A 23027-nucleotide genomic window follows, 5' to 3' on the forward strand; every position below is an offset into this window, starting at 1 on the left:
CGTTTATTAATGACACAAGACCGGTTCGACCCGCATCGAGCGAGCCGCCTTTCCGCTGACGGGCAGGGCGAGGCGGTGTTTCCCGCCGTGCCGGAGCAGAATTTTCAGGTTCGGCGCATGACCTTGATCGCGCTGCTTGTCGCCGCGGTCGTGCTGCCGTGCCTTTACGTCGCGGCCATAGCGTTCAGCGACCTGCGCACCCGCGAAGCCGACGCCACCGACATGACGCTGCGGACCGTGCGCGTCGCCGAGGAACACGCGCTGAAAGTGTTCGACATGAACGAAACGCTCGACACGCGCATCGTCGATTTGACGGAAGGCCTCGACGACGACGGCATTCGTGCGCGCGCGGCGGTCATTCACCAGAAAGTGCGAACGATGGGCGGCGGCTATCCGCAAGTGGCCGCCGTGTCGATTTTCGGCCGCGACGGCGCGTTGCTCGTCAGCAGCCGGTTTTATCCCGCGCCGGTGGTGTCGATCGGCGAGCGCGACGATTTCGTCGGCCTTCGCGAGGGCCGCGACCTCGAACATGTATCGAAGGTGATGACGGGGCACGTCGCCGGCGAGCAGGTGTTCAACACCGGTGTGGAACGACGTGCGCCGGACGGCACGTTTGCGGGCGTCGTGTCGGTCGCGCTGCGCCCGAGCTATTTCGACGCGTTCTACCGCGAACTGCTCGGCGGCAACGACGGCCTGCCGATGACCATGACGCTCGTGCGCGCCGACGGCGCGGTTCTCGCGCACTATCCGCGCCGCCCGCGCGAGCCGGCGGCCGTCGCGGCGGATTCGCCGTTCGCCCAGGCGATGAAAGAGGGACGCCGCGCCGGCGTCACGCGCATGCACTCGAACATCGACGGCGACAACATGATCGTCGCGTTCCGGCACGTCGGCTCGTATCCGGTGTACGTGATGTGCGGTTATCGCGCGTCGGCGATGTGGGCCGCCTGGTATCGGCATCTCGCGGTGCTGTTCCTGACGATATTCACGCCGTCCGTCGCGCTCTGGTGCGTGATCTGGCTGTCGTTGCGGCGGCTCGGCGCCGAAGAAGAAGCGTGGGCGCGCTGGCAGGCGGAAGCGTCCATGCGCCGCTCGATCGAATCGGCGTACCGGCAGTCGCGCAAGATGGAAGCGCTCGGCACGCTGGTCGGCAGCGTCGCGCACGACTTCAACAATCTGCTGATGATCCTCTCGGCCAACGTCCAGGTCGCGCGGCGGCGCGGCGCGGCGGGGCTCGACCGCGAACTGTCGGCGATGGAACGGGCGCTGAAAAGCGGCCAGTCGCTCACGCGGCAATTGTTGGGCGTCGCGCGCAAACAGCCGCTTCGCAACGAAACCGTCGCGCTCGAACGGTGGCTGCCGGCGTGCCGCGATCTGCTGCGCGCGTCGCTCGGCGCGAAGGTTTCCCTGGTGATGGATATCGGCGTCGATATCTGGCCGATGCGCGTGGACGTCGCCGAACTGGAACTCGCGCTCATCAACATCGCCGTGAACGCGCGCGACGCCATGCCCAACGGCGGGCGCTTCACCGTGCGCGCGTCCAACATCACGTTCCGTCATGAAGACGGCTTCCCGCTGACGGGCGATTTCGTGCAGTTGTCGCTGGAGGACACCGGCGCCGGCATGGCGCCCGAGGTGCTCGCGCGCGCCTTCGAGCCGCTTTTCACGACCAAGGCGAAGGGCATGGGCACGGGGCTGGGCTTGCCGCAGGTGTTTGCGTTCTGCGAGCGCTCGGGCGGGCTGGCCGCGATCGACAGTGCGGTCGGCGCGGGCACCTCCGTGCGGCTCTATTTGCCGCGGGCGACGGAAGAAGCGACCGTCGACGGCCCGATCGAAACCGGCGCCGACGACCCTGGCGCACAGCACGCGCTGCGCATTCTGCTGGTCGAGGACAACGAGGAAGTGGCGGCCGGCACCGAAGCGCTGCTGCAGATGATGGGCCACCACGTCACCTGCGTATTGAATGCGGACATGGCGTTGGGCCTTCTGGACGACGCCCACACGCGGCAAATGCGCACCGGCGAGCCGCTGCCGTTCGACGTCGTGCTGTCGGACATCCATATGCCGGGAAACCTGAACGGCATCGATCTCGCGGAGGCGATCAGGGCGCTCGACTCGAGGCTGCCGGTCATCCTCGTGACCGGCTACGCGGAAGAGCTCGATCGCGCGCGGCACGTCAATGTGCGGGTGCTTTCCAAACCGTTCGACATCGCGCTGCTCGAAAGCTTGCTGAAGACAATCCAGCATGAACTCGCTCAGAGCGGCCTCGATCCAGCGGCGCATCACGTCCAATAAGCGGTTCGCCGGCGGCTTTTTGCCTCTTCCTCCCGTTACGCGGAATTGTAAAAAGCGCGGTTGACGCGGCCACGGCGGTCCGAGAAAGCGTTTCGCTCACGCCCACGGCGGCGGGCAGGCGGCGCATCGCCGCGTTCCGGCATGAACGTTGCGGCATCCGACAGGTAATGGGGATGGCGCGCGCTGCGCTGTCCGTCGTAGCCAAACGGGAGGCAGCCATGCGACATACCGTGATTGGTTTATTCAACACCTACGCTGAGGCCGAAGCCGCCCGCGACACCTTGGTGCAGACCGGTTTCGCGCGGGAGACGATCGAATTGCAGGCAAACGCGGAGCCTTCGGTCGGCTCGGCCACCGACGAAGTCGCCGGTTCGGGCGTGCTCGCAAACATTGAGCGGTTTCTGGCGAGCCTCTTCGCGAGCGGGCCGCGCGCGCCGGAGACGGCGCGTTACAGCGAAGCGCTGCGTCGTGGGGCGGTGCTCGTCGTCATCGACGCCGCCAGCGAATCGCACGCGGAACTCGCTCGCAACACGCTGACGCGGCTCGGCGCGACGGACATCGGCGAACGCTCGCCGGATTGGGGCACGCAAGCCGGCACCGAAACCGCGCGCGAACATTCGCTGCTCGACGAACTGGGCATCGGCACGCCTACGCCCGGCGCCACACGCGGCTCCGAGGTCGGAACGACGGGCGTCGGGAGCCGGGACACGATGACATCCCCGAGAACCGGAACGACGACGCCGCCGACCGCTGGCGTGGCGACGCCCGGCAGCGCGGCTCCGAATGCCGGCGCCGCACGGTCGGATGTAATGGCCGACCCGCTGTATTCCACGCCACCGCGCAGCACCGACGCCGAACCCTTCGTGCCGCCGCCGCTTGGCGAGCGGCCGACCGCCGATCCGCTCGGCGAACCCGTGCGCGATCCGCTGGCCGGCGATGTCGGACGCAGCGCCATTGCCGCGGGCTCGGCGCCGGGTTCGGGCGCGGTGATGCAGCCGTCCGAAGTCGTGTCGGGCACCGCTCAGCCGACCGCGGGCCTGAGCGGCCAGATTCCGAACGAATATCTGGAATACGAAGAAGACTTCCGCACGCATTACGACGAGCAGTACGCCGCCGACGACTCGCGTTATGAGGATTACGTGCCGGCCTACCGCTACGGCGCGGAGATCGGCAAGGACGTGCGTTATCGCGATCGAGCGTGGGATGACGTCGAGCCGGAAGCGCGGCGTCATTGGGAATCGACGTCGGCCGAGAACAGCACGTGGGAGCGCTTCAAGCTCGCCGTGCGTCACGGCTGGGAGCGCGTGACCGGGCATCATCACGTGTGAACCTGCAGCGGCGCGCCGTGAAGCGATGGCGACGCCGCTGCATTTGATATCGGCTGATGTGGGCAGCTTGTCTTGCGAAGCGTAGGTGCCGGCGTTAGGCGGCGGTATGCCGCTTCACCCACGTCACGTAGCGGTCGACGAAACTTTGCAGGAACTTGCGCGTGCCGTCGTTGAGAATTTCGCCCTTCTCGTTGATGACCGCCGGGTCGTGCTTGATGAACACCTCGGGTTGGCCGAGCGTGGCGACGTCCAGATAGGCGAGCACATTGCGCAGATGTTGTTGCGCGAGAGCCGTACCGGTCGCGCCGACCGACGTGCCGATCACCGCGCCCGGCTTGTTGCCCCAGGAATTCTTGCCCCACGGGCGCGAACCCCAGTCGAGCGCGTTCTTGAGCACGCCGGGAATCGAGCGGTTGTATTCGGGGGTGACGAACAGCAGGCCATCGGCGGCTTCCACGCGCTGCTTGAGTTGCCTGGCGACTTCGGGGAAGTCGGCGTCGTACTCCTGGCTGTAAAGCGGCAATGAGCCAATGTCGATGAATTCGAAGGTGAAGTCGGGCGGCGCGAGAGAAATGACGGCTTGCGCCAACTGGCGGTTGAACGACTCGCGGCGCAGGCTGCCGACGACGACTGTGATATGTAGGGCCATGATTCGCTTCCTTGGATTAGGCGCTCGAGGCGCGAAGGGTACGAACTGCTCATCATAGGCAAAAAGCCCGACGCCGGTGCGTGGTCGAGCGCCAGAGCGGTGAATCGGCGGAAAAGTGTGGCGGGTTTGCGCTAGGCCGGTGGATAAGCCACGGCCAGCAAAAGTTATCCACAGATTTACTGAATAACCTTGTGGATAACTCGTACTTTTGCCTTGTCAATCAAGCCTGCCTCCGGCCTATGCCATTTGGAGGCAGCAAGCATTCACGGAGGATCAGCCATGAGTCTGGATCACGCGGGAAAATCGCACGATGAAGCAGTCGCGGCTCGCAAAAAGGAGAAGCCGCGCTCGCTGGAACAACCGGGCGGCGAGATGGCCGTCGACGGCACGCAGGCGGACGCGACGCATAGCAGCGGGAAGCTGTCGGAGCGCGGCAAAGAGGTGTGGCGCACGGGCGCCGGCATGGACGGCAGCGGGAAGTCGTAGCTGTCGGTTCTGCGCTGTGTGCTGTGTGCTGGGCGGCGTGGGTTGCCGCGCTGATGTTGGATGTAGCAAGGGCGCCTTTTAATGGGCGCCCTTTTTTGTTTGCGTCGGCTCGGGGTTCGTGTAGCCGGCGCCGGCCGATCAGTTGCCGAAGAACACGTTGCAGTAGGACGCCGGGCCGTTGCATTGCGACGGAGCCGCGGCCAGGGCTGCGCCCGAAGCGGCGGCGAACAGTGCGATGGAAGCGATCAGGGCGGACAGAATGCGTTTCATGGTGCTACTCCTCAGTGTATTGGCAGCGATCTCGGTCGATCGACGGACGAAGAATAGCCATTCGGCGTCTGCGTAAAAATGGGGAAGACCGGAAGACATCTTTTCGCTTTTTGAAATGATCGATGCGGGTGCCGAGCGTTCTTTGCGGCCGCGCCGTTGCCTGCCTGCGTTTGCCGGCGGCCTTATGGCTTTCGATATCAGCACGGCGTGCGGTTTTCGATTTCCGCAATAATCAATTTCCGTTCGTCATAAACCGGCGGCGCGGCGCGACAGAACCCTTTGAATCACTCGATGGGGAATCGCGCATGTCCATTACTCATTCGCTTGGGCCGCAACCTACGGCAGAATGGCGCACATCTTCGAACCTCGTACGAGACAGACGCCCGGCTTATGAGCGACAACTATTCAAACGACACCCCGCGCGTGCCGCGAAATGTGGCGCGGAGCGTTTCGTGGCGCAGGTGAGCGGCGCGGCACTCGACGATCGCGCTTACCTGACGCGACTTCGCCGGGACCTGGTGCGTTTCGCCCGCCTTCAGTTGCGCGATGCCGCCGCTGCCGAAGACGCCGTTCAGGAAGCGCTGGCGGCCGCCTGGACGCAGAGCGACCGGTTTGCCGGGCAATCGGAGCATAAGACGTGGGTATTCGGCATCTTGAGGCACAAGCTCGTGGATACGTTGCGCGCCCGGCAACGCACGGTGAACCTGTCGGCGCTGGAGTCAGAACTCGAGGACGAGGCGCTGCTGGATCGCGAGTTGTTCAAGGACAACGGCCATTGGTCGCAGCAGACCAAACCCCGACCGTGGCCCACACCGGAAACGGCGCTGCGTCAGCAACAGTTCTGGACTCTGTTCGAGATGTGCCTCGAGCATCTGCCCGAGCACATCGGCCGCGTTTTCATGATGCGCGAATTTCTCGACCTCGACACCGACGCTATTTGCGCCGAATTGCAGATGACCGCGAACCATTGCAGTGTGCTGATTTATCGCGCGCGACTGCGCTTGCGGACGTGCCTGAGCGAGAAGGGTCTATCCAGCGAGGACGCCAATGGGGAAGTGTAAGAACATCACTCGCCTGTTGTCCGACGCACTCGACCGTTCCTTGACGACCGGCGAGTGGGTCGCGATCCGGCTGCATTTGCCGACGTGCAGCGGCTGCCGCAACTATCGCAAACAGATCCGACTGCTGCGTGAAGCCGCCCACACGATGAGCGGCATTTCGACGTCCGGCGGGGCGAGCGGCGACGATTGACGTCGCGTTGGCTTGCCTCGCCTTGCGGGGTGATGCCCGTTGCGACTGCCAGCGTTACCGTTCGCTGGGCGGCGTGCTGCGATAGCGCTCGATGAATTGTGCGTGCGCGGCTTCGTCGATTGAGACGGGGCTTCGTTCATCGCGCGCCGGATGTTTCGCTAATTGCGCGCGCGTGCGTATCGGCCGATGCTCCAAATTGCCGCCGCAGTTCGGGCACACGTTGCGCAACGTGGTGAGTGCGCATACTTCGCAAAAAGTGCATTCGTAGGTGCAGATCATCGCGTCGGACGCGTTCGGCGGCAGCGACTTGCCGCATCCTTCACAGGACGGTCGTAGTTCAAGCATTCGGACTCCGCATCAAGTTCTGGTTTCGGTTCGCGCGCTGACGAGCCGGGCTCGCATTGAGCGCAGCGCCAGTGTAGGTGGCATGGCGTTTTCGCAACTGACAGCGCTGCGTCAATTGCTGCCAGTGTGATTGCGTTTGCAAGTTGCGTTCGTGCTTTGCCTCGCGACTGGAGTAGGCAGCAGCGGCGTCAGACGAACAACGCCGCTACGTTTTCGGGTGGCCGGCCTATCACGGCTCGTCCGTTCCGTACCACGATGGGTCGCTGCAAAAGGATCGGATGCGCGGCCAATGCTTCGTATAACTGAGCGTCCGACAGCGTCGCATCGGAAAGACCCAGTTCCTTATATTCGGGCTCCGAGTCGCGGATCATGTCGCGGACGGGACAGCCGAGTTGTCGATTCAGCTCCTGCAATTCGGCGACTGTGAGCGGTTGCTTCAGGTATTCGATGATTGTTGTGGGTTCTTCATCGCGGTTGTATTGCGCGGTGACTAGCTCGCACGTCGAGCGGGACTTTGAGCAGCGGGGGTTGTGGTAGATGGTGATCATCGTGCGGTCAGTAAAGGAGGTGGGTGAGCCAGTCAGTCGTTTCGTTCCGGGGATGGGGCTTGGCCTGATTTTAGCCGCTCCGGTTGGACAGGTTGGGGCTTGTGGGCGAGGGTTGGGTGTCGGTGGAGCGGTGCGCGGACTGCTAACGACGCGAGCGCCAGGAGATTTGTGCGGATCCGGGACGCTTCGTGGCGATGGTTGGCGGGGCTTCGCTAGATGCGTCGTTGAGCAACTTTTCTAGGCGGCTAATGCGCGCAGGGCTGTCTTGCAGCGATTGACTGTCCGTTTGTGCGATAGAGCAGGCGGTGTTTCTTGGTCGTTCGCTGGCGGCTCCCCGAAGCTTGTGCCTTCCTGCACGCCGCTGTCAGTTTTCGTCCTTGCGGCTTTTGCGATACGTGAGAGAGGCGCCGTTCGCGCGGACCGCGGTTTATGCGCATAAACTGCCCCGCGCTGGCGTTAGCTCTAGCCTCTCTCAGGATAGTTCTTACGTCTCGTTCGCGGGATTGGTAGTCAGGCGCCGCCTCGCACGGGACACTGCGTACTGCATGGTGATCGTCAAGTCGCCCCTCGCAACACGTGGCCCACGGACCTACCAATCGCGTCGACTCACAAAGACACGCGCAAGCACTCCGGGATAGACGCGACTTTATGCGCATAAATCGCTTCGGGCGCTTCGGAACGAACCCACTGCATTGCGCCCACGCGCCACGCTGCCAAGCCCGCGCCCACGTCTCGCGTCTCTCGCGTCTCTCGCGTCTCTCGCGTCTCTCGCGTCTCTCGCGTCTCTCGCGTCTCATGCCTCGTGCCCATGCCTTATCCGCAATACGAGATCGCACGGGCAAGCCGACGCATGAGCCCACCGTGGCACGCGTCACATTCATCGCCAGGACGCCCCAATCGATCTTTGGGGACCGGCACGACGTCGACGGGTACGAGGCGCATCCGCACAGCACAAACCGCGAAGCATTTCTCCCCAACCTCCGAATCGCCACTTTCACCCGCCTTCTTTATGCGCATAAACCTAACCCGATCGGCCATTTCTATCTCTTTACACAAGAAACGATTGAAATGCGAAATCATCCAGGTAAAATCCTTTTGCGTCTAAAAAAGGAGGTGAACATTGGCAGCGGAAATCATCGCGGTAACTCAACAGAAGGGCGGTGTCGGGAAGAGCACAATCGCGATGCACCTCGGGGCAGCTTTTCATGAGAAGGGGAAACGGGTCCTCGTCGTCGACGCCGACGGTCAGAACACTCTGATCCACTGGGCGAGCGCCTCATCCGACGGTGATACCGGCATCCCGTTCCCCGTTGTCAACCTCTCCGAAGCCGGAAGCCAAATCCACCGCGAGATCAAGAAGTTCGTGGCCGACTACGACATCATCGTCGTCGACTGTCCGCCTTCCATTACGGAAAAAGTGTCGGGCGTCGTGCTACTGGCGGCAAGCGTCGCCGTCATACCGACGTCGTCATCGCCGGCCGATTATTGGTCGAGCATCGGCCTCGTCAAACTCGTTCAGCAGGCGCAGGTCATGAACGAAGACCTGCGCGCAGTATTTCTCCTGAACAAGACGGAAGAAAAACGGATGCTCACGCGTGAGCTGAAGCGCGCGCTAGAGGAACTCGGATTTCCTCTCCTTAAGACCCAGATCCCCACGCGCGAGGCCTACAAGCAGGCAATGGCGTTGGGTCAAACAGTGCTACAGATGAGCGATCGAGGCGCCAAGCTCGCCGCGATCGAAGTACGGGCGTGCGCGAATGAGATCGCCGCCTTGCTCCCGTGAAGTTTATGCGCATAAAGGACCCTGAATGAAACCCTCCCAATTCGCCAAAGGCTTTCAAGCACGTCCTGATACGACCAGCAGCGAAAAACGAACTGCGCTGGACCGCCTGAACGCCATCGACGGTCTGGTCAAGAACAACGTCGCGAAGTCCCAAGACGGGACGGCGCGGACCTTATCGTCCGTGATCCCGCAGGCACACACCGACCTCGACACCGTTGATACGGAGAACGAGTCCGCCGCCTATCGCGCGTGGAGAATGGAACACGGGTACCGCCCCGGCCAGGTGATCGAACTCGCGTTGAAGACCATCAAGCCGAGCCCGTTCAATCCGCGGCATTTTTATCTGAAGTCGTCGATTGCCGAACTTGCCGTCAACCTGGCGAAGCAAGGGCAGCAGCAGGCAATTCACGTCATTCCCGACTACGACAATCCCGGCACCTACTTCGTCAGTGACGGTGGCCGACGCGTGCGCGCGCTGAAGGAAGCAAACAAGGAATCGGTGAAGGCGATCGTTATCGACCTGCCAATCGGAATCCAGAGCTACAAGCTCGGCTACGACCTCAACGTCCAACGTGATTCGCAGACCGTATTCGACAATGCAGTCGTTTGGAAACGCTTTCTGGAGGATCGCCATTTCCAGAGCCAGAAGGAACTTGCCGAGCACCTTGGCCTCGACGAGTCGACGGTTGCAGTCGCCTTGTCGATCGCCAAATTGCCGGAAGCGGTCATGCACGAGATGGTCGCGCGGCCGGATCGTTTCGGCTCCAACATGGCTTATCAAGTGGGCCGCTACCACACCGCGCGCGGTGCCGACGCGACGCTGCGCCTCATCAACAAAATCATCTCCGACGACCTGAGCACGCGGCAGGTCGCCGACATCGTCAAAGGCAGGGCAACCACGCAGGAAAGCACCAAGCCTGCGGGTCGCCAGCGCTACGCGCAACGGCTGGAAATCAAGCTGGACGGCGTATCGGTGGGCGACCTGAAGTCATACGGAGATGATCGGATCGAGTTGCGCCTGAAGGGTCTCACGCGTGAAAAGCGCGACGACATTCTTCGCCAGATCGAGAAGATGCTGAAGTAATAGACGCGGAACAAAGCGCGGAACAAGGCGCAGAACCAGGCGCAGAACTAGGCGCGGAACGAAGCGGCGGCACAACGGCGCGCAAGCCAATCGCCGCCGCCAGCAATCAGAGCGGCATGCGGCGAGGCGCGGCGCAATCAGGCCGCGCGCGACTGACTCAGCGTAAAGGCGAGCAGATCGCCATCGGTCGGTTCGCCCCAGGTCTTGCGAGCGAGCCAATCGAAGAAAGCGGTTTCCACAATCTTCGAGTCCAGTCCCCGGCGGCGCCAGTCGTCGCGCATGTGAGCGCCGAGCCCCGGCAATTCTTCTTCCTCGAAAGACTGCCGCGCAATCTCGCGTTCCGACTCGCCCTGCTCGTCATAGAGCTCGCGCGCTTCCCGGCGACGATACGCGGAATACTCGCCCAACAGTCGCGCCTTCAGGTCGTCTGCGGGGGCCGCCACTGCAGCCTTCGCACTGCCGACGGACGGCACGGATTCGACCGGCGGTGCGTAGCCCTTCTTCAGCGCGTCCTTGAAGAGCGCCGGCGCGCTGCGGACCGGCGGCAACGACGTACTACGCATGCGCTGCTCAGTCATCTGCAGCGCCGCGCGGATACGGTTCTCCTCGCTGTCCGCGTAAAGCGTCTGAGCCTCTTTGAGCGGGATGCCGATCTTGACCATCCGGTCGACCAGCGTGCTGTCGAATACGTTCGGATGCTCATCGAGCGCGAGCATCGGCTGCTTGCGCTCGGTCACGCGGAACTGGATTTCGGCGACGCGCCGGCCTTCGCGGTGCTCGATCAATTCGACGAAGATGTTCGTGACGGCATTAACCTCGGCGATCGCCGGGCGCAAGTAGTCGCGCTTGAAGTATTTGTACTCGCGCTTCGCTTCGTCGCCGGCTTCCGTGTCGGGCGTGCCCGACAGGATCGGGCGCCACCATTCCCACGATTCGCGCATCGTCAGATGGCTCGGATTAGTCAGATAGCGCACGCAGATTTCGTACAGCGCGAGACCCGCGCTGCTGCGCAACTGGCTCTGGAATTGCAGGCTCAGGCGCGCATACTGGACCGGATCGAGCAGCTTCTTTTTGATCTTCGGCGCGAACGAAAACTCCACCCAGACCCGCCGCGTAGTCGGATCTTCGAGAATTTCGGCGTCGGCGATCAGCGTGGAGATGCCCCACTTGCGGCCGGGCTTCTGGCTGGACGTGCCGGTGCTCCATTCGACCTGAACCGACACCATGCGGCGCAGGTGTTCCTTGACGAGCGCGGTGTCGTTGGAATCGAAAGCGGAATTGGCGACGATGTCGGACAGCAACGCGCGGTAGGTATCGCCCGATTCGTCGGCCTGTTGTGCAACGGCGAGCAGCACGTTGAACAGCTTGCGCGTCAGCAGCGTGATCTTGCCGCTCTTGGGCTGAATGGCGATCGCCTCGACGGCCTTGCGCAACTCCGCCGAGCTCGGGCTGACTACATCGGTTTTCTTGGCGCGCTTCGTGGCCATGCGTCTGGTCAAGGAGGGATTTGGCGAGAGCATACCGACTGTGGTGATACGCGTCTATAGCGCGGCTCTCACCGTTGCGGGTGAAGGCAGTTTACGCGACGCGGCTCACCTCGGGCGACTCCCGAAAACCCTCACCTGACCATTTGACGCGAGATTCCGGCGATCCTTTAGCGTCGCGGCTTGGGAAAAAACCCGCGCTTTTTGTGCGGACGGAAAGGGGAACTCGATCGTCCCGAATCTTCTCACCTTAAAAATTTTTGGGTTTTGGACCGCAACGCTTGTCGTCCACGGTCGCGGCGCTGGCAAGCGAGACGCAGACAGATCGACGACGCGAATACTGCGATCTCGGCGGGCAAGCGCACCCTTTACCTATGCGTTCGCGGAGCGCCGCGGCCAGCGCAGTCCAGTTGTCCGGCGGCGCATGCGATCAGTAGTGCCCGTAGCTTCCCGCAAAAGCTCACCATTAAGTGCGTTCAGCGCTCCGGATGACGCGGGTTCCAGCAACCCAGGCTATCGGTACTGCTTCAAAACAGTCCCGGAAGTCCTCACCTTTGGTATCGGCGATGCGCTGGCGCAGTTGCCAAACCTTCCTCCCGAAAAGCCTCACCTTTCGGCTAATCCAACAGTTTTCCCTTTGTTATCCGTGACTTACATCGAACATAAAAGAACAACGTGCACCACGCGCGGCTCTGCATCTCCCGTAAAACCTCACCTTAATGCCAAATTGCCTCTGTCCAGGACCCTTGGTGCAGCGCAAGACGCTCCCGAAAACGCTCACCGTTCAGATCCAACTCGCTCGGGCCTGACGAAGATCAAGCCCCGTCCACAGGACATTTGCGGACCACAAAGTCGGCTGCTTTCCTGCATTCGCTCACCTTTGGGCGAAAAACGCGGCCGAAAATCTCCCGAAAAGCCTCACCTTTGCCTGTCGGCGCCTGGATTTTGAGCACCCGCGGCAAGCCCCTAGTTGCAGGTCCCGTATTTCCTCACCTTTTGCATAGAGCAGTCACCGCTCACCGCCATGTCGTGGCAAAAAGCATCACCAATGCCGCCAACGCTCCCGAAAAAGCTCACCTACGCCAGTCGACTGCACAAAATCAAGGCAAAACAGCCTACCGATCCCCGAAAAACCTCACCTTGCATCCGCGTTTTCTCCTGTCTTCGCTCACCTCGAGGTTTTGGGACCCCCGAACAGGGGCAAAAACAGCGTGTTGCGACCGTCCTGTAAACACTCACCTTGGCTTCGCCGGCGCGAGAGATTGCTTTCTAGCGCAGCCGGGCGCTCGCGAATGATAAGCTCCCGCAAAATCTCACCTTGTGCCGGTACTCACTGAGAGGACGCTTCCCGAACCCGCTCACGATGTTTCCCGCACCGGCTCACCACTGTCCCCGAACCTCATCACTCGTGCGTCCCGCAGGATCTCACCTGGCTTCCCGGAAAGCTTCACCTTGCCGCCGGGAAACCCGCGCCAGGTAAGGCTTTGCCTTGGCGTTAACGTTTTTAACCTAGGTTCAAGGGTGTTTACTTTTATTACTCTCTAGTCTCGAACGCGCGAGTCCTCAGGAAAGACCACATTCCAACCACCTTCCGAAGTTTGCGCATCGTGAAACAGTGCCGAATGAAAGAAAAAGTGGATAATCGTTCGACAGAACAAAGACTTACATGACGTTCTTCGTTTTGTTTCACGGAAAAAACCAGCACGCACGACGCAACGAACAGGAAGCGCAGGCTACCCAGCATAAAAAGGCTCTGCCACAGCCAGCAGACAAAAAATCGTAGCGCGTGATACGTAACTTGTTATGATCGCTACACTTCACGACTCGCAGAGGCCTAAATGAACCTGGACGACGAACGTCGAGCCCTACGCGAAGAGCTGGACGCGATGCGAACCAAAGGCGCTCGACGGCAAGAACTCTCACTGCACGCCTGCAAGCGGCTGTTCTTCGATCTCGGCATACGTCCGTCGATGGCAGCCGTGCGCGATCTAACCCAGACCGGCAGCGCCAGCGACATCCCGAAAGACATCGACCACTTCTGGGAGCGCATCCGCAACGTCTCGCGTGTGAAGATCGGCGGCGGCGCAATCCCGAAAGCTTTGGAAGAGCGTGCCGGAGAACTCTTGGGCGCACTCTTTGAAGAAGCGGTCGCACAAGCACGCACCTCATTGGATGCCGAGCGCGACGAAGCACGCGCCCAAATCGCCGCGGCCGAGCAGCGTGCGCGCGACGCGGAAATCCGCCGCGACGCCTCCGAAGAAGCCATCAAGCGCAGTGAGCAACGGGCGGAAGCCGCGTGGGAACGCATCCGGGCGCTGGAAGCCGAGCTCTCCGCCGTCGCCACGCACGGCACCGCCCATCAGGAAGGACTTCAGGCAGCGGTGCGCCGGCTCGAACACGAAAATCAGACACTTCAGCAACGCGTCGACACCGAGCAGGCGACAAACGCGACGCTGCGCGATCGCATCGACGCCTTACATGTCGAGCTGCGCCAGAGCACCGAGCACTATGCGCAACAGATCAAGGACGCCGTCGCGGAAGCCGAGCGCCGCGTCAAGCCGATGCTCGTCGAACTGGACTCGTTGCGCAGCATGGCCGCGACCTATCAGTCGGGTGTGCGCGACGCCAGCCGCAAGGAGTTCGAGTTCATTCAGCAACTTGCCGCGGCGAAAGCGCGCGGCGACCGGCTGGATGCGCAAATGCGCGAACAATCGGACGAGATCGACGCGCTGACGAAAGAACTCGCGAGCCTGCGCAGCCAGCAGGGCATCGATCCGGCGATCGGCGGTTTGCTGTACTCGCTCGTGCAAGCCGGCCGTCTCACCAGCGACGAGTTGCGCGTCATCGGCACCGCAGCCGATGGCCACGTGAGCTTGCCGTTGCGCTGTCCCAAGTGCGAAGAAGGTGAGCCGGAACTGTCGCAAGTCGATCACCAGTTCGAATTGCAATGTCCGGAATGCGATCACTCGTCCGGGCCGGGCGATTCACGGCTGGAAGCCGTGAGCCGGTTTTTGTCGCGCGGCTCTTTGTCCGCTCCGGCCTGAAGCAAGGAGCCGAGGAGCCCGAGAGCCCGCAAAGGTGAGGAAATTCGGGACCTGAAACGTGAGAAGTTTCAGGATTCGGCCGAGCCTGCTTTCCTCGTAAAACGCCTGTCGGTGCGAGCTTCGGGCAGGAGCGGCGCGGCCGGATCGGGTTCCTCGGTGACGCGTGAATTCTGCTGTTCCATCCACGTTTGCCACGCGCGATACAGACGATTCGCGGACACGGTCTGAACAAATCCGAGCCATTGTCCGACCAGCTCCGCTTCCACGCCGCTCTCGAACAGATCCGCGGCAAACGTGTTGCGCAAGGTGTGCGGACTGGCGCGCGAGGTACGCGACGCCGCGATGCCCGCCGCGTCGACGAGCGCATCCACTGCGCGAAGCATCGTGGCTTTATGCATCGGCCTGCCGGAAGGCGACGCGGCAAAAACGAGATCGCCAGCGAGCCCGACCAAACGCCGCTCGGCCAGCCAGGCGTCGAGAATCGCGGAAGCGAACGGCGCGAGCCGTGTCCGCCGGACCAGCATGGGATTGGTCGAATCGATCGTTATCCACGGCGAGCCTGGCGTCGCGCAACTAACCGTAAGCGCGGCGGCCTCGCCGGTCTTCAGTCCGCCGCCGAGAAACACCGCGATCAGCGCGCGGTCGCGCCGTTCTTTCCAGCGCTGCGCGCGTGAGAGCGCCTGCACGGGCGAAAACAGATGCGCGATTAGCGCGGCGCGTTCGGCGTGATGAAGGAACCCGGTCGGCTCGTTGTCGCGCGCGTTGCGCCATGCAGCCTCGCCATCCTGAGCGATGAAGCGGGCAGGATTGGTCGACGATGCCTCGACTTCGCGCACATGATCCAGCACCCGCTCGATAAGCCGCAGATAGCGCACGCGTTGCGGCTTGCGTATCTCGAGCCCGGCGACGAAATCGGCGATGGTCTGCGTATCGACGGTGACGAGACTCTTTTGGCGCGCCTTCAGCCACTCGAGGAAAAGCCCCCACTGCGCCTGGTACACCTGCGCCGACGAGCGCCTGAAATGCTGCCGGGCGAGCCATGCGTCGAACGCGACTTGCGGATCGCGGCGCCAGTCTTCGCGTTGCTGATCGAACAGATCGGTGGACGATTGGGGACGCGGTACCGGGTCGGACAAATGAGGAGGCGACATGCGCTATCTATCGGTTAGTTGCGCATATTGTAGACGTGGTGCAAGCGCAGCCGGCTTAATCGCCCCAGGCTTGCACTCGCTTGTGGACAGCAGCGCCTTCGGAGGTACGTTGCGCGGCGCGGCGAGCGGCTTCCTCGTAAGCCGAGACAGCAAACGCGAACACCGCGGGCAGCGCGGTCGACATGCCGAAGTCCACGGCCTCGTCAGTCTCGGGATACGGCAAATCCGACGGACGTTGAAACAGACCGAGCATGAGCGCGTCATGCCGGCTGGCAAATCCGAGGTCGGCGAGCGCCTCGGCTTCAATCGCGTGAAGCAGGCGCCAGGTGAGCGGCACTTGCTGCACGATATAGCGCCCGGCGATGTTGCGGACGATACGTTCGAGATCGCGCGCCGCGGTTTGATAGCGCAGCGCAGCCAGAGCGTGGTCGGTCGGGGCGGTTTTCAGGTCGTTCATTATCGGCTCCAGTCGATAGCCTGTACTGTACAAACATACAGTATTCGGCGCAACCTCGCGCAAGCCCCGATTCCGCGTAGACGCCTCTTGCTGCTCGATGCCTCAGCCGTGAATCACCACCAGCAAGGCCTTTGCCTCGCCCTTGCCGGCATTGCGGATAGCGTGCGGCTCATCGGCGACATAGCGCGCCGTGTCCGCAGCCTTGAGCCGTTTTGTCGTCCCGGCCGCCTCGATTTCAATCGACCCCTGCAACACCGTGAGATGCTCGCGCGTGCCCGGTTCGTGCGCGTTGGACACGAGCGCACCGCCCGCCTGCAGCGTCAATTCGTACCACTCGAATTTGCCGGCCAGCTCGATCGGCCCCCACACGCGCAACTGGTATTTCGCGTCGTGTCCGCTTAACGTAGGAATCTCGTGCGGACCCGCGACGGCGATCGCCTCCGGCGTCTTTTGCGGCGCGAACAGCGAATCCAGGCTTACGCCAAGTGCATTGGTCAGCCGCCAGGCGACTGCGATCGTTGGATTCGCCTTGTCACGCTCAATTTCGGAGAGCATCGATTTCGACACGCCCGCCGCACGCGACAGATCGTCGAGCGTCATGCGCCGCTCGGCGCGCAGGCGCTGAATCTGTTCGCCGACGCGCGGCGGCGCCGCGATTGCCGGCGCCGCGATCGCACTCGGAGTGGGTGCCGCGCCGGCCGCCGCACGGCGAATACCCGAACTTGCCATTTCCTGACCCATCGTTTAAAGTTGTTCGATATACCGGATTTTAGTTCGAAAAAACGAAAATATCCGATAAAACTGACAACCGACTATAGCAGGCCGTCGCCTGTTCGCCCACGTCGGTCTCACCCATTCAGGAGCCCGGTTCATGCGTGACTCATTTCTCGCCCATCTGCGCGGCACGCTCGAGCAGATTCGCGCCGACGGCTTTTACAAGAGCGAGCGCGTTATCGACAGCCCGCAATCGGCCGATATTCGTCTCGCCGACGGCGCCGAGGTGCTGAACTTCTGCGCGAACAATTATCTCGGTCTTGCGAACGACGCTCGCCTTATCGAGGCCGCGAAGCAAGGGCTCGACAACGACGGCTTCGGCATGGCCTCGGTGCGTTTTATTTGCGGCACGCAGACGGTCCATAAGCAACTCGAGCAGGCGCTCGCCGCGTTTCTGCAAAGCGACGACTGCATTCTTTACTCAAGCTGTTTCGACGCGAACGGTGGCCTGTTCGAAACGCTGCTCGACGAGAACGACGCAATCATCAGCGACGAGTTGAATCATGCGAGCATCATCGACGGCGTGCGGCTTTCGAAGGCCAAGCGCTTTCGCTACAAGAACAACGATCTCGCGGACCTCGAAGCCAGACTGAAAGAGGCCGACGCGGCCGGCGCACGCTTCAAGCTCATCGCCACAGACGGCGTATTTTCGATGGACGGCATCATCGCCAATCTCGCCGGCATCTGCGATCTGGCCGACCGCTACGGCGCGCTCGTGATGGTCGACGACTCGCACGCCGTCGGCTTTATCGGCGAACACGGACGCGGCACGCCGGAACATTGCGGCGTGCTCTCGCGCGTCGACATCATCACGGGCACGCTCGGCAAGGCACTCGGCGGCGCATCGGGCGGCTATATCGCCGCGCGTAAGGAGATCGTCGAATTGCTGCGTCAGCGCTCGCGGCCGTATCTGTTCTCGAACACGCTGACGCCGAGCATCGCGGCGGCGTCGCTGAAAGTACTCGAACTGCTCGCCAGCAACGAAGGCGCGCAACTACGCGCCCGCGTGCGCGAAAACGGCGCGCACTTTCGCGAGAAGATGAGCGCGCTTGGTTTCACGCTCGTGCCGGGCGAACATCCGATCATTCCCGTGATGCTCGGCGACGCGCAGCTTGCTTCCAGAATGGCCGATGCGCTGTTGAAGGAAGGCGTCTATGTGATCGGCTTTTCATTCCCCGTCGTGCCGAGAGGCCGCGCGCGCATCCGTACGCAAATGAGCGCGGCGCATACGACCGAACAGATCGACCGCGCCGTCGATGCGTTCGCGCGCGTCGGCCGTGAGCTTGGCGTGATCCAGGCGGAGGGCGCATGAAGGCACTCGCAAAACTCGAACGCGCGCCGGGTCTCGCCCTGACCGATGTGAAGCTGCCCGAAGTCGGCCATAACGACGTGATGATCCGCATCACGCGCACGGCGATCTGCGGCACGGACATTCACATCTGGAAATGGGACGACTGGGCGCAAAAAACGATTCCGGTGCCGATGCATGTCGGCCACGAATATGTCGGCGAAATCGTGCAAATGGGCGAGGAAGTGCGCGGCTTTTCGATCGGCGATCGCGTGTCGGGCGAAGGCCACATCACTTGCGGCTTCTGTCGCAACTGCCGCGCGGGACGCCGGCATTTGTGCCGCAACACGGTGGGCGTCGGCGTGAATCGCGAGGGCGCGTTCGCCGAATATCTGGTGATTCCGGCGTTCAACGCGTTCAAGATTCCGCCTGAAATCTCCGACGACCTCGCCGCGATCTTCGATCCGTTCGGCAACGCGACGCACACGGCGCTGTCGTTTAACCTCGTCGGCGAAGATGTGTTGATTACCGGCGCGGGACCGATCGGCATCATGGCCGTGTCGATTGCGAAGCACGTCGGCGCGCGCAACGTCGTGATTACCGACATCAACGATTACCGGCTCGACCTCGCGCGCAAGATGGGCGCGACGCGCGCGGTGAACGTGTCGCGCGAATCGCTGCGTGACGTGATGGCGGACCTGCACATGGCCGAAGGCTTCGACGTCGGCCTCGAAATGTCCGGCGTGCCGAGCGCTTTTACGAGCATGCTCGAAGCGATGAACCACGGCGGCAAGATCGCGCTGCTCGGTATTCCGCCGGCGCAGACCGCGATCGACTGGACTCAGGTGATTTTCAAAGGCCTCGAAATCAAGGGCATTTACGGCCGCGAGATGTTCGAGACCTGGTACAAGATGGTGGCGATGTTGCAAAGCGGGCTCGACTTGTCGCCGATTCTCACGCATCACTTCAAGGTCGACGACTACCAGCAAGCGTTCGCGACCATGCTCTCCGGAGAAAGCGGCAAGGTCATTCTCGACTGGACGGCCGCGTAAGCATCACAACGCTTGCCGTCTCACACACGCCCGCGATGCGCTCACGCGCCCGCGGGCGTTTTGCCGAATTCGGCCTGAATTCGCACGTGAATGTCGTCGCCCACTGCGGGATACCACGTCGCGAGGCCAAACTTCGCGCGGCTGAACTGTCCTTCCGCGGAAAAGCCGAGCGTGTCTTTTTTCGTTAGCGGATCTCGCGCGAAACCGTTGAACGTGACATCCAGCGTGACGGGTTGCGTTACACCATGAATGGTCAGATTGCCCGTCAACGTGCCGCGAGATTCGCCGGTGCGCTCGAACTTCGTACTCACGAAACGAATCTCCGGATAGCGCTCCACGTCCAGCAGGCTTGCGCTTTTCACCATCTTGTCGAGCAGCGGCACGTTCGTGTCGATGCTCGCGGCGTCGATTGAAACCGACACGCTGCTTTGCTCGAGACCGCCTTCATTCCAGTTCAGTTGCCCTTTCTTGCGATCGAAGCGCATGGTGAAGCGCGAATACTTGAAGTGTTCGACGTCGAACGTAATGCTGCAATGGTCCAGGTCGAGATCGTAGCGCCCGACCGGCACGCGCGCTTCGTTCTGGCTGACCGAATGCGTCAGCACTTGCAGCGGCGTGCAGGCCATTGATGTAAGCAGCATTGCGGCGAGTAAAGCGCGTACGGCAATGCTGCGGGCAGTGAACGCATTCATCAAGTGAGTTCCGGTTGTTTGCTGGCAACCAGGATAACAGGTGCCGCGCACGTCGTGCAAAAAGCGGCAAGACTTGACGAGGGAGAATGATCGTTCTACCCTTCGCACATGGCTACGGATACTCTCATGGAAAAGGCATCGGCGGCTGGCGCGCGTGAGCGTCTGCTGGACGCTGCCGAAGCGTTGATCTACGCGGGCGGCATTCATGCAACCGGCGTGGACGCGATCGTCAAGCAGTCGGGCACCGCGCGTAAGAGCTTCTACACGCATTTCGAATCGAAAGACGCGCTCGTCGCGGCCGCGCTCGAGCGGCGCGACGAACGCTGGATGAACTGGTTTGTCGAGGGCACGCAGCGGCGCGGCAAGAGCGCGCGCAAACGGCTGCTCGGCATGTTCGACGTATTGCGCGAATGGTTCGCGTCGGAGGACTTTCACGGTTGTGCGTTTCTGAACGCGGCCGGTGAGATCGCTTCGGCGGAAGACCCGATTCGCATCGTCGCGCGCGAGCACAAGGAGCGCTTGCTGACTTTCGTGCGGACGCAATTCGACGAGTTCATTGCCGAAAGCAAACTGGACGCGAGGCGCGCCGCGCGTTTGTCGCGGCAGTGGCTCGTGTTGCTCGACGGTGCGATCGCCGTTGCGCTTGTGAGCGGCGAGCCCGATGCGGCGCTCGACGCGCAGGCCGTCGCTGTCACCTTGCTTGACGCACAATCAGCCGGCAACGGGAACACGCTCGCACGCAACAAAACTTCAAGCCAACCTTCACGCAAGTCCCCGCCGACGAGGCGACCCGCATCCTGACTGCCCACCTGACCAAAAGCGAGGTATCTCATGACCGATCCGATCGAAACCCGTCCGCCGCTGCCGCCCTTTACGCGCGAAGCCGCCATCCAGAAAGTTCGCGCCGCGGAAGACGGTTGGAACACGCGCGACCCTGAACGTGTGTCGCTCGCCTATACGCAGGACAGCGTGTGGCGCAATCGCGCGGAATTCACGCATGGGCGCGCGGAAATCGTCGGCTTACTGCGCCGCAAATGGGCGAAAGAACTCGACTATCGCTTGATCAAGGAACTGTGGGCGTTCACCGATAACCGCATCGCCGTGCGCTTTGCCTACGAATGGCACGACGATTCCAACAACTGGTTCCGCTCGTACGGCAACGAGAACTGGGAGTTCGACGAGCATGGATTGATGGCGCACCGTCACGCCAGCATCAACGATCTGCCGATCCGCGAAGCGGACCGTCTGTATCACTGGCCGCTCGGCCGCCGTCCCGACGATCACCCTGGCCTTTCCGACCTGGGTCTATAAACACTCTGCCTGCAACGTGAAAACGCGTGAAAATGCGGCGCGCGTCTTCACCGCTTTGCCATCGGTCCTCCATTAGAGTTGTGCTGACGCTTGACGGCACGTCTTGTGCCCGCAAGCCCGAGTGGGTCTTCAACATCGCGCGAGTGGCTTGCGGTACAGTGCGCGACGGGCGGCACGCACCGATATGAGAACAGCATCGCGCCGGCGTTCGACTGGCGATGGAGAGGACATGCATCTTCGGCAGATCAGCAGGCGGATGACCACGCAAATCGGCCAGCATACCGGCCAGTTCAAAACGCACTTTTGCCGCGTATTGTTCGCGTTTGCCGCGAGCGTCGCCGGCACATCCGCGGCGCATGCGGGCAACTGGTGCGAGGGCGGCGTATGGGTCGACGCGATGCTGGGTTCCTATCACATCAATCCCGACCCAGACAAACACTTCGAGCAGTTCAACCCCGGCCTCGGCGTCGAATGCTGGCTCAACAATCAATGGGCGCTGACGGCGGGCGGCTTTCGCAATTCACTGCGCCGGCCGTCGTATTACGGCGGCGGCGTCTGGTCGCCGGATTTTCTGCACTGGGGCATTGTCCGCATAGCGGCGATGGGCGGCATCATCTCCGGCTATAACTATGGCAACTGGGGACTCGGCCGCGATCACACGATCGGACCCGTGCTCGCGCCGCTCATCATGGTCGAATACAAGCGTGTCGGCGCGAACTTCATCGTGATTCCGCCGATCCCTTCCGACGATCTTCCATTCACCATCGGCTTTCAGGTGAAGGTCAAGTTTTAGTGCTTATTCACCTTTCAGTGAGCGCCGCTTTCGTGAGTCCCACTCCCCGAGACATCGTCCGGGAAAAAGCCCAGGAAGGTAGCGCCCTTTGCTTCCCAAGCCGACGTTCTCGATACGACCGCATCAACTGAATCCAATGCGTTCGCCGTCTCACGTCGGTTCGAGACAAATTGCCAGGAACTTGCCGTGGCCGTCTTGACCATTTGCGCCGACTCAAGAGCGCTTGAGAGACTGGATCGGTCTGGCGTGTGAACAACGAACCCTTCGTTGCTCAAGGCCGCACTGCCGATTCCGAGCGTTGTGCAGAGGGCGGCTTTCGCCCAGACATCGGCAGCATCCGTGTTGCGCGACTCAGTGACTAGCGCGGCGATCTGCGCGTCGACAATTTGTCCTTGACGCAACAGTGGCGAGCTCGCACCCGTCCAGGCCTCCGGCGGACATGCTTTCTGCGCTGGGTCCATAGAAATGGACGGGTTAATTTCCGCAGGATAAATACGGCATACCAGAGGTCGACTCTCGTAAGCTCCGCATCGCATATCTTCCAGCAGGTTCGGACATGGACCATCGAATGCTGCAACGATGACAACGACCACTCGTATGGGCAGAGAACCGCTTGTAGCCGGAAACGAGCGTCGGCGCTTATGTGCCGCGACCAGATTGTCTTCCGGCGGCTCTTCCGGCCACGGCAGCGCTTCAACAAATAGCTGAACGTCGTGGCCTCGCTTGAGCCACGCGATTGCTTCGGATACGGTCAGCGGCAACCGAAGGTTGTGACAACATTTGCCGCACATCGTGCAGTCGAAGTCGATATCCATCCGTCAAGCTCCTTTGGCCAAATCATTCTTCCGTGTTGCGTTTGATAGTTCGAACGTTGTCGCGCTATCCAACACGGGTGATGTTGGGCTTAGTCGGGGCTGCACCAAAAACCTGACACTGCTTTCAAAA

23 protein-coding genes are annotated in these 23027 nt (G+C 61.9%); 13 read left to right on the forward strand and 10 right to left on the reverse strand.

What is annotated here, in order from left to right; genetic code table 11:
- Positions 1 to 9 precede the first annotated feature (9 nt).
- The gene (locus AB6809_RS03780) at positions 10 to 2292 is read left to right on the forward strand and encodes an ATP-binding protein (RefSeq protein ID WP_371026006.1); all 2283 of its coding nucleotides are present in this window, start codon (positions 10 to 12) and stop codon (positions 2290 to 2292) included.
- Positions 2293 to 2510: 218 nt separating this feature from the next.
- On the forward strand, positions 2511 to 3620 hold the full coding sequence (locus tag AB6809_RS03785) for a hypothetical protein (protein ID WP_029967268.1): 1110 nt from the start codon (positions 2511 to 2513) through the stop codon (positions 3618 to 3620).
- A gap of 94 nt (positions 3621 to 3714) precedes the next feature.
- Here the strand turns inward: AB6809_RS03785 and AB6809_RS03790 are convergent, their stop codons facing one another.
- The gene (locus tag AB6809_RS03790) at positions 3715 to 4269 is read right to left on the reverse strand and encodes an NADPH-dependent FMN reductase (protein ID WP_371026007.1); all 555 of its coding nucleotides are present in this window, start codon (positions 4267 to 4269) and stop codon (positions 3715 to 3717) included.
- A gap of 279 nt (positions 4270 to 4548) precedes the next feature.
- Here AB6809_RS03790 and AB6809_RS03795 point away from each other — a divergent pair, with 279 nt between their 5' ends.
- Complete coding sequence (locus AB6809_RS03795) at positions 4549 to 4755, forward strand: hypothetical protein (protein ID WP_006047452.1); 207 nt, start codon at positions 4549 to 4551, stop codon at positions 4753 to 4755.
- Positions 4756 to 4893: 138 nt separating this feature from the next.
- On the opposite strand, the gene AB6809_RS03800 is transcribed toward AB6809_RS03795, so the two are convergent.
- Complete coding sequence (locus AB6809_RS03800) at positions 4894 to 5025, reverse strand: hypothetical protein (RefSeq protein ID WP_307260372.1); 132 nt, start codon at positions 5023 to 5025, stop codon at positions 4894 to 4896.
- Positions 5026 to 5477: 452 nt separating this feature from the next.
- Between AB6809_RS03800 and AB6809_RS03805 the strand changes: the two genes are divergently transcribed.
- Together AB6809_RS03805 and AB6809_RS03810 are read left to right on the forward strand one after the other, a co-directional pair.
- On the forward strand, positions 5478 to 6086 hold the full coding sequence (locus tag AB6809_RS03805) for an RNA polymerase factor sigma-70 (protein WP_029967272.1): 609 nt from the start codon (positions 5478 to 5480) through the stop codon (positions 6084 to 6086).
- Complete coding sequence (locus AB6809_RS03810) at positions 6073 to 6276, forward strand: zf-HC2 domain-containing protein (protein ID WP_029967274.1); 204 nt, start codon at positions 6073 to 6075, stop codon at positions 6274 to 6276. Before AB6809_RS03805 ends, AB6809_RS03810 begins: the two co-directional genes overlap by 14 nt.
- 54 nt (positions 6277 to 6330) lie before the next feature.
- On the opposite strand, the gene AB6809_RS03815 is transcribed toward AB6809_RS03810, so the two are convergent.
- On the reverse strand, positions 6331 to 6621 hold the full coding sequence (locus tag AB6809_RS03815) for a DUF1272 domain-containing protein (RefSeq protein WP_371026009.1): 291 nt from the start codon (positions 6619 to 6621) through the stop codon (positions 6331 to 6333).
- A gap of 188 nt (positions 6622 to 6809) precedes the next feature.
- Positions 6810 to 7169, reverse strand: a complete 360-nt coding sequence (arsC, locus tag AB6809_RS03820) for an arsenate reductase (glutaredoxin) (RefSeq protein ID WP_371026010.1) — start codon at positions 7167 to 7169, stop codon at positions 6810 to 6812.
- A 1120-nt stretch (positions 7170 to 8289) separates the two neighbouring features.
- On the opposite strand from arsC, the gene parA reads away from it, so the two are divergent.
- Both parA and AB6809_RS03830 read left to right on the forward strand, forming a co-directional pair.
- On the forward strand, positions 8290 to 8952 hold the full coding sequence (gene parA, locus AB6809_RS03825; RefSeq protein ID WP_006047459.1) for a ParA family partition ATPase: 663 nt from the start codon (positions 8290 to 8292) through the stop codon (positions 8950 to 8952).
- A 25-nt stretch (positions 8953 to 8977) separates the two neighbouring features.
- A complete protein-coding gene (locus tag AB6809_RS03830) occupies positions 8978 to 10036 on the forward strand; it encodes a ParB/RepB/Spo0J family partition protein (RefSeq protein ID WP_029967283.1) in 1059 nt (352 codons plus the stop codon).
- 137 nt (positions 10037 to 10173) lie between these two features.
- Here the strand turns inward: AB6809_RS03830 and AB6809_RS03835 are convergent, their stop codons facing one another.
- The gene (locus AB6809_RS03835) at positions 10174 to 11523 is read right to left on the reverse strand and encodes a replication initiation protein (protein WP_006047461.1); all 1350 of its coding nucleotides are present in this window, start codon (positions 11521 to 11523) and stop codon (positions 10174 to 10176) included.
- 1835 nt (positions 11524 to 13358) lie between these two features.
- On the opposite strand from AB6809_RS03835, the gene AB6809_RS03840 reads away from it, so the two are divergent.
- A complete protein-coding gene (locus AB6809_RS03840) occupies positions 13359 to 14564 on the forward strand; it encodes a DNA-binding protein (RefSeq protein ID WP_029967285.1) in 1206 nt (401 codons plus the stop codon).
- Between the two features lie 68 nt (positions 14565 to 14632).
- Here the strand turns inward: AB6809_RS03840 and AB6809_RS03845 are convergent, their stop codons facing one another.
- The 3 genes from AB6809_RS03845 to AB6809_RS03855 all read right to left on the reverse strand — a co-directional run bounded on the left by AB6809_RS03845 (position 14633) and on the right by AB6809_RS03855 (position 16913).
- Complete coding sequence (locus tag AB6809_RS03845) at positions 14633 to 15715, reverse strand: tyrosine-type recombinase/integrase (protein WP_029967287.1); 1083 nt, start codon at positions 15713 to 15715, stop codon at positions 14633 to 14635.
- Positions 15716 to 15770: 55 nt separating this feature from the next.
- Entirely contained in the window at positions 15771 to 16172 is a 402-nt protein-coding gene (locus tag AB6809_RS03850) for a DUF2471 family protein (protein WP_029967289.1), read from the reverse strand.
- Between the two features lie 102 nt (positions 16173 to 16274).
- The gene (locus AB6809_RS03855) at positions 16275 to 16913 is read right to left on the reverse strand and encodes a helix-turn-helix domain-containing protein (protein ID WP_029967291.1); all 639 of its coding nucleotides are present in this window, start codon (positions 16911 to 16913) and stop codon (positions 16275 to 16277) included.
- Positions 16914 to 17043: 130 nt separating this feature from the next.
- Here AB6809_RS03855 and AB6809_RS03860 point away from each other — a divergent pair, with 130 nt between their 5' ends.
- Both AB6809_RS03860 and tdh read left to right on the forward strand, forming a co-directional pair.
- A complete protein-coding gene (locus AB6809_RS03860) occupies positions 17044 to 18258 on the forward strand; it encodes a glycine C-acetyltransferase (RefSeq protein ID WP_029967293.1) in 1215 nt (404 codons plus the stop codon).
- Positions 18255 to 19286 (forward strand): L-threonine 3-dehydrogenase, encoded by a 1032-nt coding sequence (gene tdh / locus AB6809_RS03865; RefSeq protein ID WP_371026011.1) that lies wholly within the window; start codon positions 18255 to 18257, stop codon positions 19284 to 19286. The genes AB6809_RS03860 and tdh overlap by 4 nt, the downstream gene beginning before the upstream one ends.
- 41 nt (positions 19287 to 19327) lie before the next feature.
- On the opposite strand, the gene AB6809_RS03870 is transcribed toward tdh, so the two are convergent.
- Positions 19328 to 19978 carry a YceI family protein gene (locus AB6809_RS03870; protein ID WP_029967296.1) on the reverse strand — a complete coding sequence of 217 codons (651 nt, stop codon included), beginning with the start codon at positions 19976 to 19978 and terminating at the stop codon, positions 19328 to 19330.
- 108 nt (positions 19979 to 20086) lie between these two features.
- Here AB6809_RS03870 and AB6809_RS03875 point away from each other — a divergent pair, with 108 nt between their 5' ends.
- From AB6809_RS03875 to AB6809_RS03885, 3 genes are all read left to right on the forward strand, one after another.
- Positions 20087 to 20779, forward strand: coding sequence for a TetR/AcrR family transcriptional regulator (locus tag AB6809_RS03875; protein ID WP_029967297.1), 693 nt, complete (start codon positions 20087 to 20089; stop codon positions 20777 to 20779).
- Positions 20780 to 20809: 30 nt separating this feature from the next.
- Entirely contained in the window at positions 20810 to 21289 is a 480-nt protein-coding gene (locus tag AB6809_RS03880) for a nuclear transport factor 2 family protein (protein ID WP_029967298.1), read from the forward strand.
- 256 nt (positions 21290 to 21545) lie between these two features.
- Positions 21546 to 22082, forward strand: coding sequence for a hypothetical protein (locus tag AB6809_RS03885; protein WP_370882152.1), 537 nt, complete (start codon positions 21546 to 21548; stop codon positions 22080 to 22082).
- 14 nt (positions 22083 to 22096) lie between these two features.
- Here the strand turns inward: AB6809_RS03885 and AB6809_RS03890 are convergent, their stop codons facing one another.
- Positions 22097 to 22897, reverse strand: a complete 801-nt coding sequence (locus AB6809_RS03890; RefSeq protein ID WP_029967302.1) for a YkgJ family cysteine cluster protein — start codon at positions 22895 to 22897, stop codon at positions 22097 to 22099.
- Positions 22898 to 23027 lie beyond the last annotated feature (130 nt).

This window comes from Paraburkholderia sp. RCC_158 (assembly GCF_041355255.1).
Lineage (GTDB): Bacteria > Pseudomonadota > Gammaproteobacteria > Burkholderiales > Burkholderiaceae > Paraburkholderia > Paraburkholderia graminis.

Coding starts and splice junctions, on each gene's coding strand:
- AB6809_RS03780 (WP_371026006.1), top strand. CDS start 10: ATGACACAAGACCGGTTCGACCCGCATCGAGCGAGCCGCCTTTCCGCT.
- AB6809_RS03855 (WP_029967291.1), bottom strand. CDS start 16,913: ATGGGTCAGGAAATGGCAAGTTCGGGTATTCGCCGTGCGGCGGCCGGC.
- AB6809_RS03870 (WP_029967296.1), bottom strand. CDS start 19,978: ATGAATGCGTTCACTGCCCGCAGCATTGCCGTACGCGCTTTACTCGCC.
- AB6809_RS03785 (WP_029967268.1), top strand. CDS start 2,511: ATGCGACATACCGTGATTGGTTTATTCAACACCTACGCTGAGGCCGAA.
- AB6809_RS03790 (WP_371026007.1), bottom strand. CDS start 4,269: ATGGCCCTACATATCACAGTCGTCGTCGGCAGCCTGCGCCGCGAGTCG.
- AB6809_RS03850 (WP_029967289.1), bottom strand. CDS start 16,172: ATGAACGACCTGAAAACCGCCCCGACCGACCACGCTCTGGCTGCGCTG.
- AB6809_RS03875 (WP_029967297.1), top strand. CDS start 20,087: ATGGCTACGGATACTCTCATGGAAAAGGCATCGGCGGCTGGCGCGCGT.
- AB6809_RS03835 (WP_006047461.1), bottom strand. CDS start 11,523: ATGGCCACGAAGCGCGCCAAGAAAACCGATGTAGTCAGCCCGAGCTCG.
- tdh (WP_371026011.1), top strand. CDS start 18,255: ATGAAGGCACTCGCAAAACTCGAACGCGCGCCGGGTCTCGCCCTGACC.
- AB6809_RS03815 (WP_371026009.1), bottom strand. CDS start 6,621: ATGCTTGAACTACGACCGTCCTGTGAAGGATGCGGCAAGTCGCTGCCG.
- AB6809_RS03845 (WP_029967287.1), bottom strand. CDS start 15,715: ATGTCGCCTCCTCATTTGTCCGACCCGGTACCGCGTCCCCAATCGTCC.
- AB6809_RS03795 (WP_006047452.1), top strand. CDS start 4,549: ATGAGTCTGGATCACGCGGGAAAATCGCACGATGAAGCAGTCGCGGCT.
- AB6809_RS03885 (WP_370882152.1), top strand. CDS start 21,546: ATGACCACGCAAATCGGCCAGCATACCGGCCAGTTCAAAACGCACTTT.
- AB6809_RS03840 (WP_029967285.1), top strand. CDS start 13,359: ATGAACCTGGACGACGAACGTCGAGCCCTACGCGAAGAGCTGGACGCG.
- AB6809_RS03800 (WP_307260372.1), bottom strand. CDS start 5,025: ATGAAACGCATTCTGTCCGCCCTGATCGCTTCCATCGCACTGTTCGCC.
- AB6809_RS03830 (WP_029967283.1), top strand. CDS start 8,978: ATGAAACCCTCCCAATTCGCCAAAGGCTTTCAAGCACGTCCTGATACG.
- AB6809_RS03890 (WP_029967302.1), bottom strand. CDS start 22,897: ATGGATATCGACTTCGACTGCACGATGTGCGGCAAATGTTGTCACAAC.
- AB6809_RS03860 (WP_029967293.1), top strand. CDS start 17,044: ATGCGTGACTCATTTCTCGCCCATCTGCGCGGCACGCTCGAGCAGATT.
- arsC (WP_371026010.1), bottom strand. CDS start 7,169: ATGATCACCATCTACCACAACCCCCGCTGCTCAAAGTCCCGCTCGACG.
- AB6809_RS03880 (WP_029967298.1), top strand. CDS start 20,810: ATGACCGATCCGATCGAAACCCGTCCGCCGCTGCCGCCCTTTACGCGC.
- AB6809_RS03810 (WP_029967274.1), top strand. CDS start 6,073: ATGGGGAAGTGTAAGAACATCACTCGCCTGTTGTCCGACGCACTCGAC.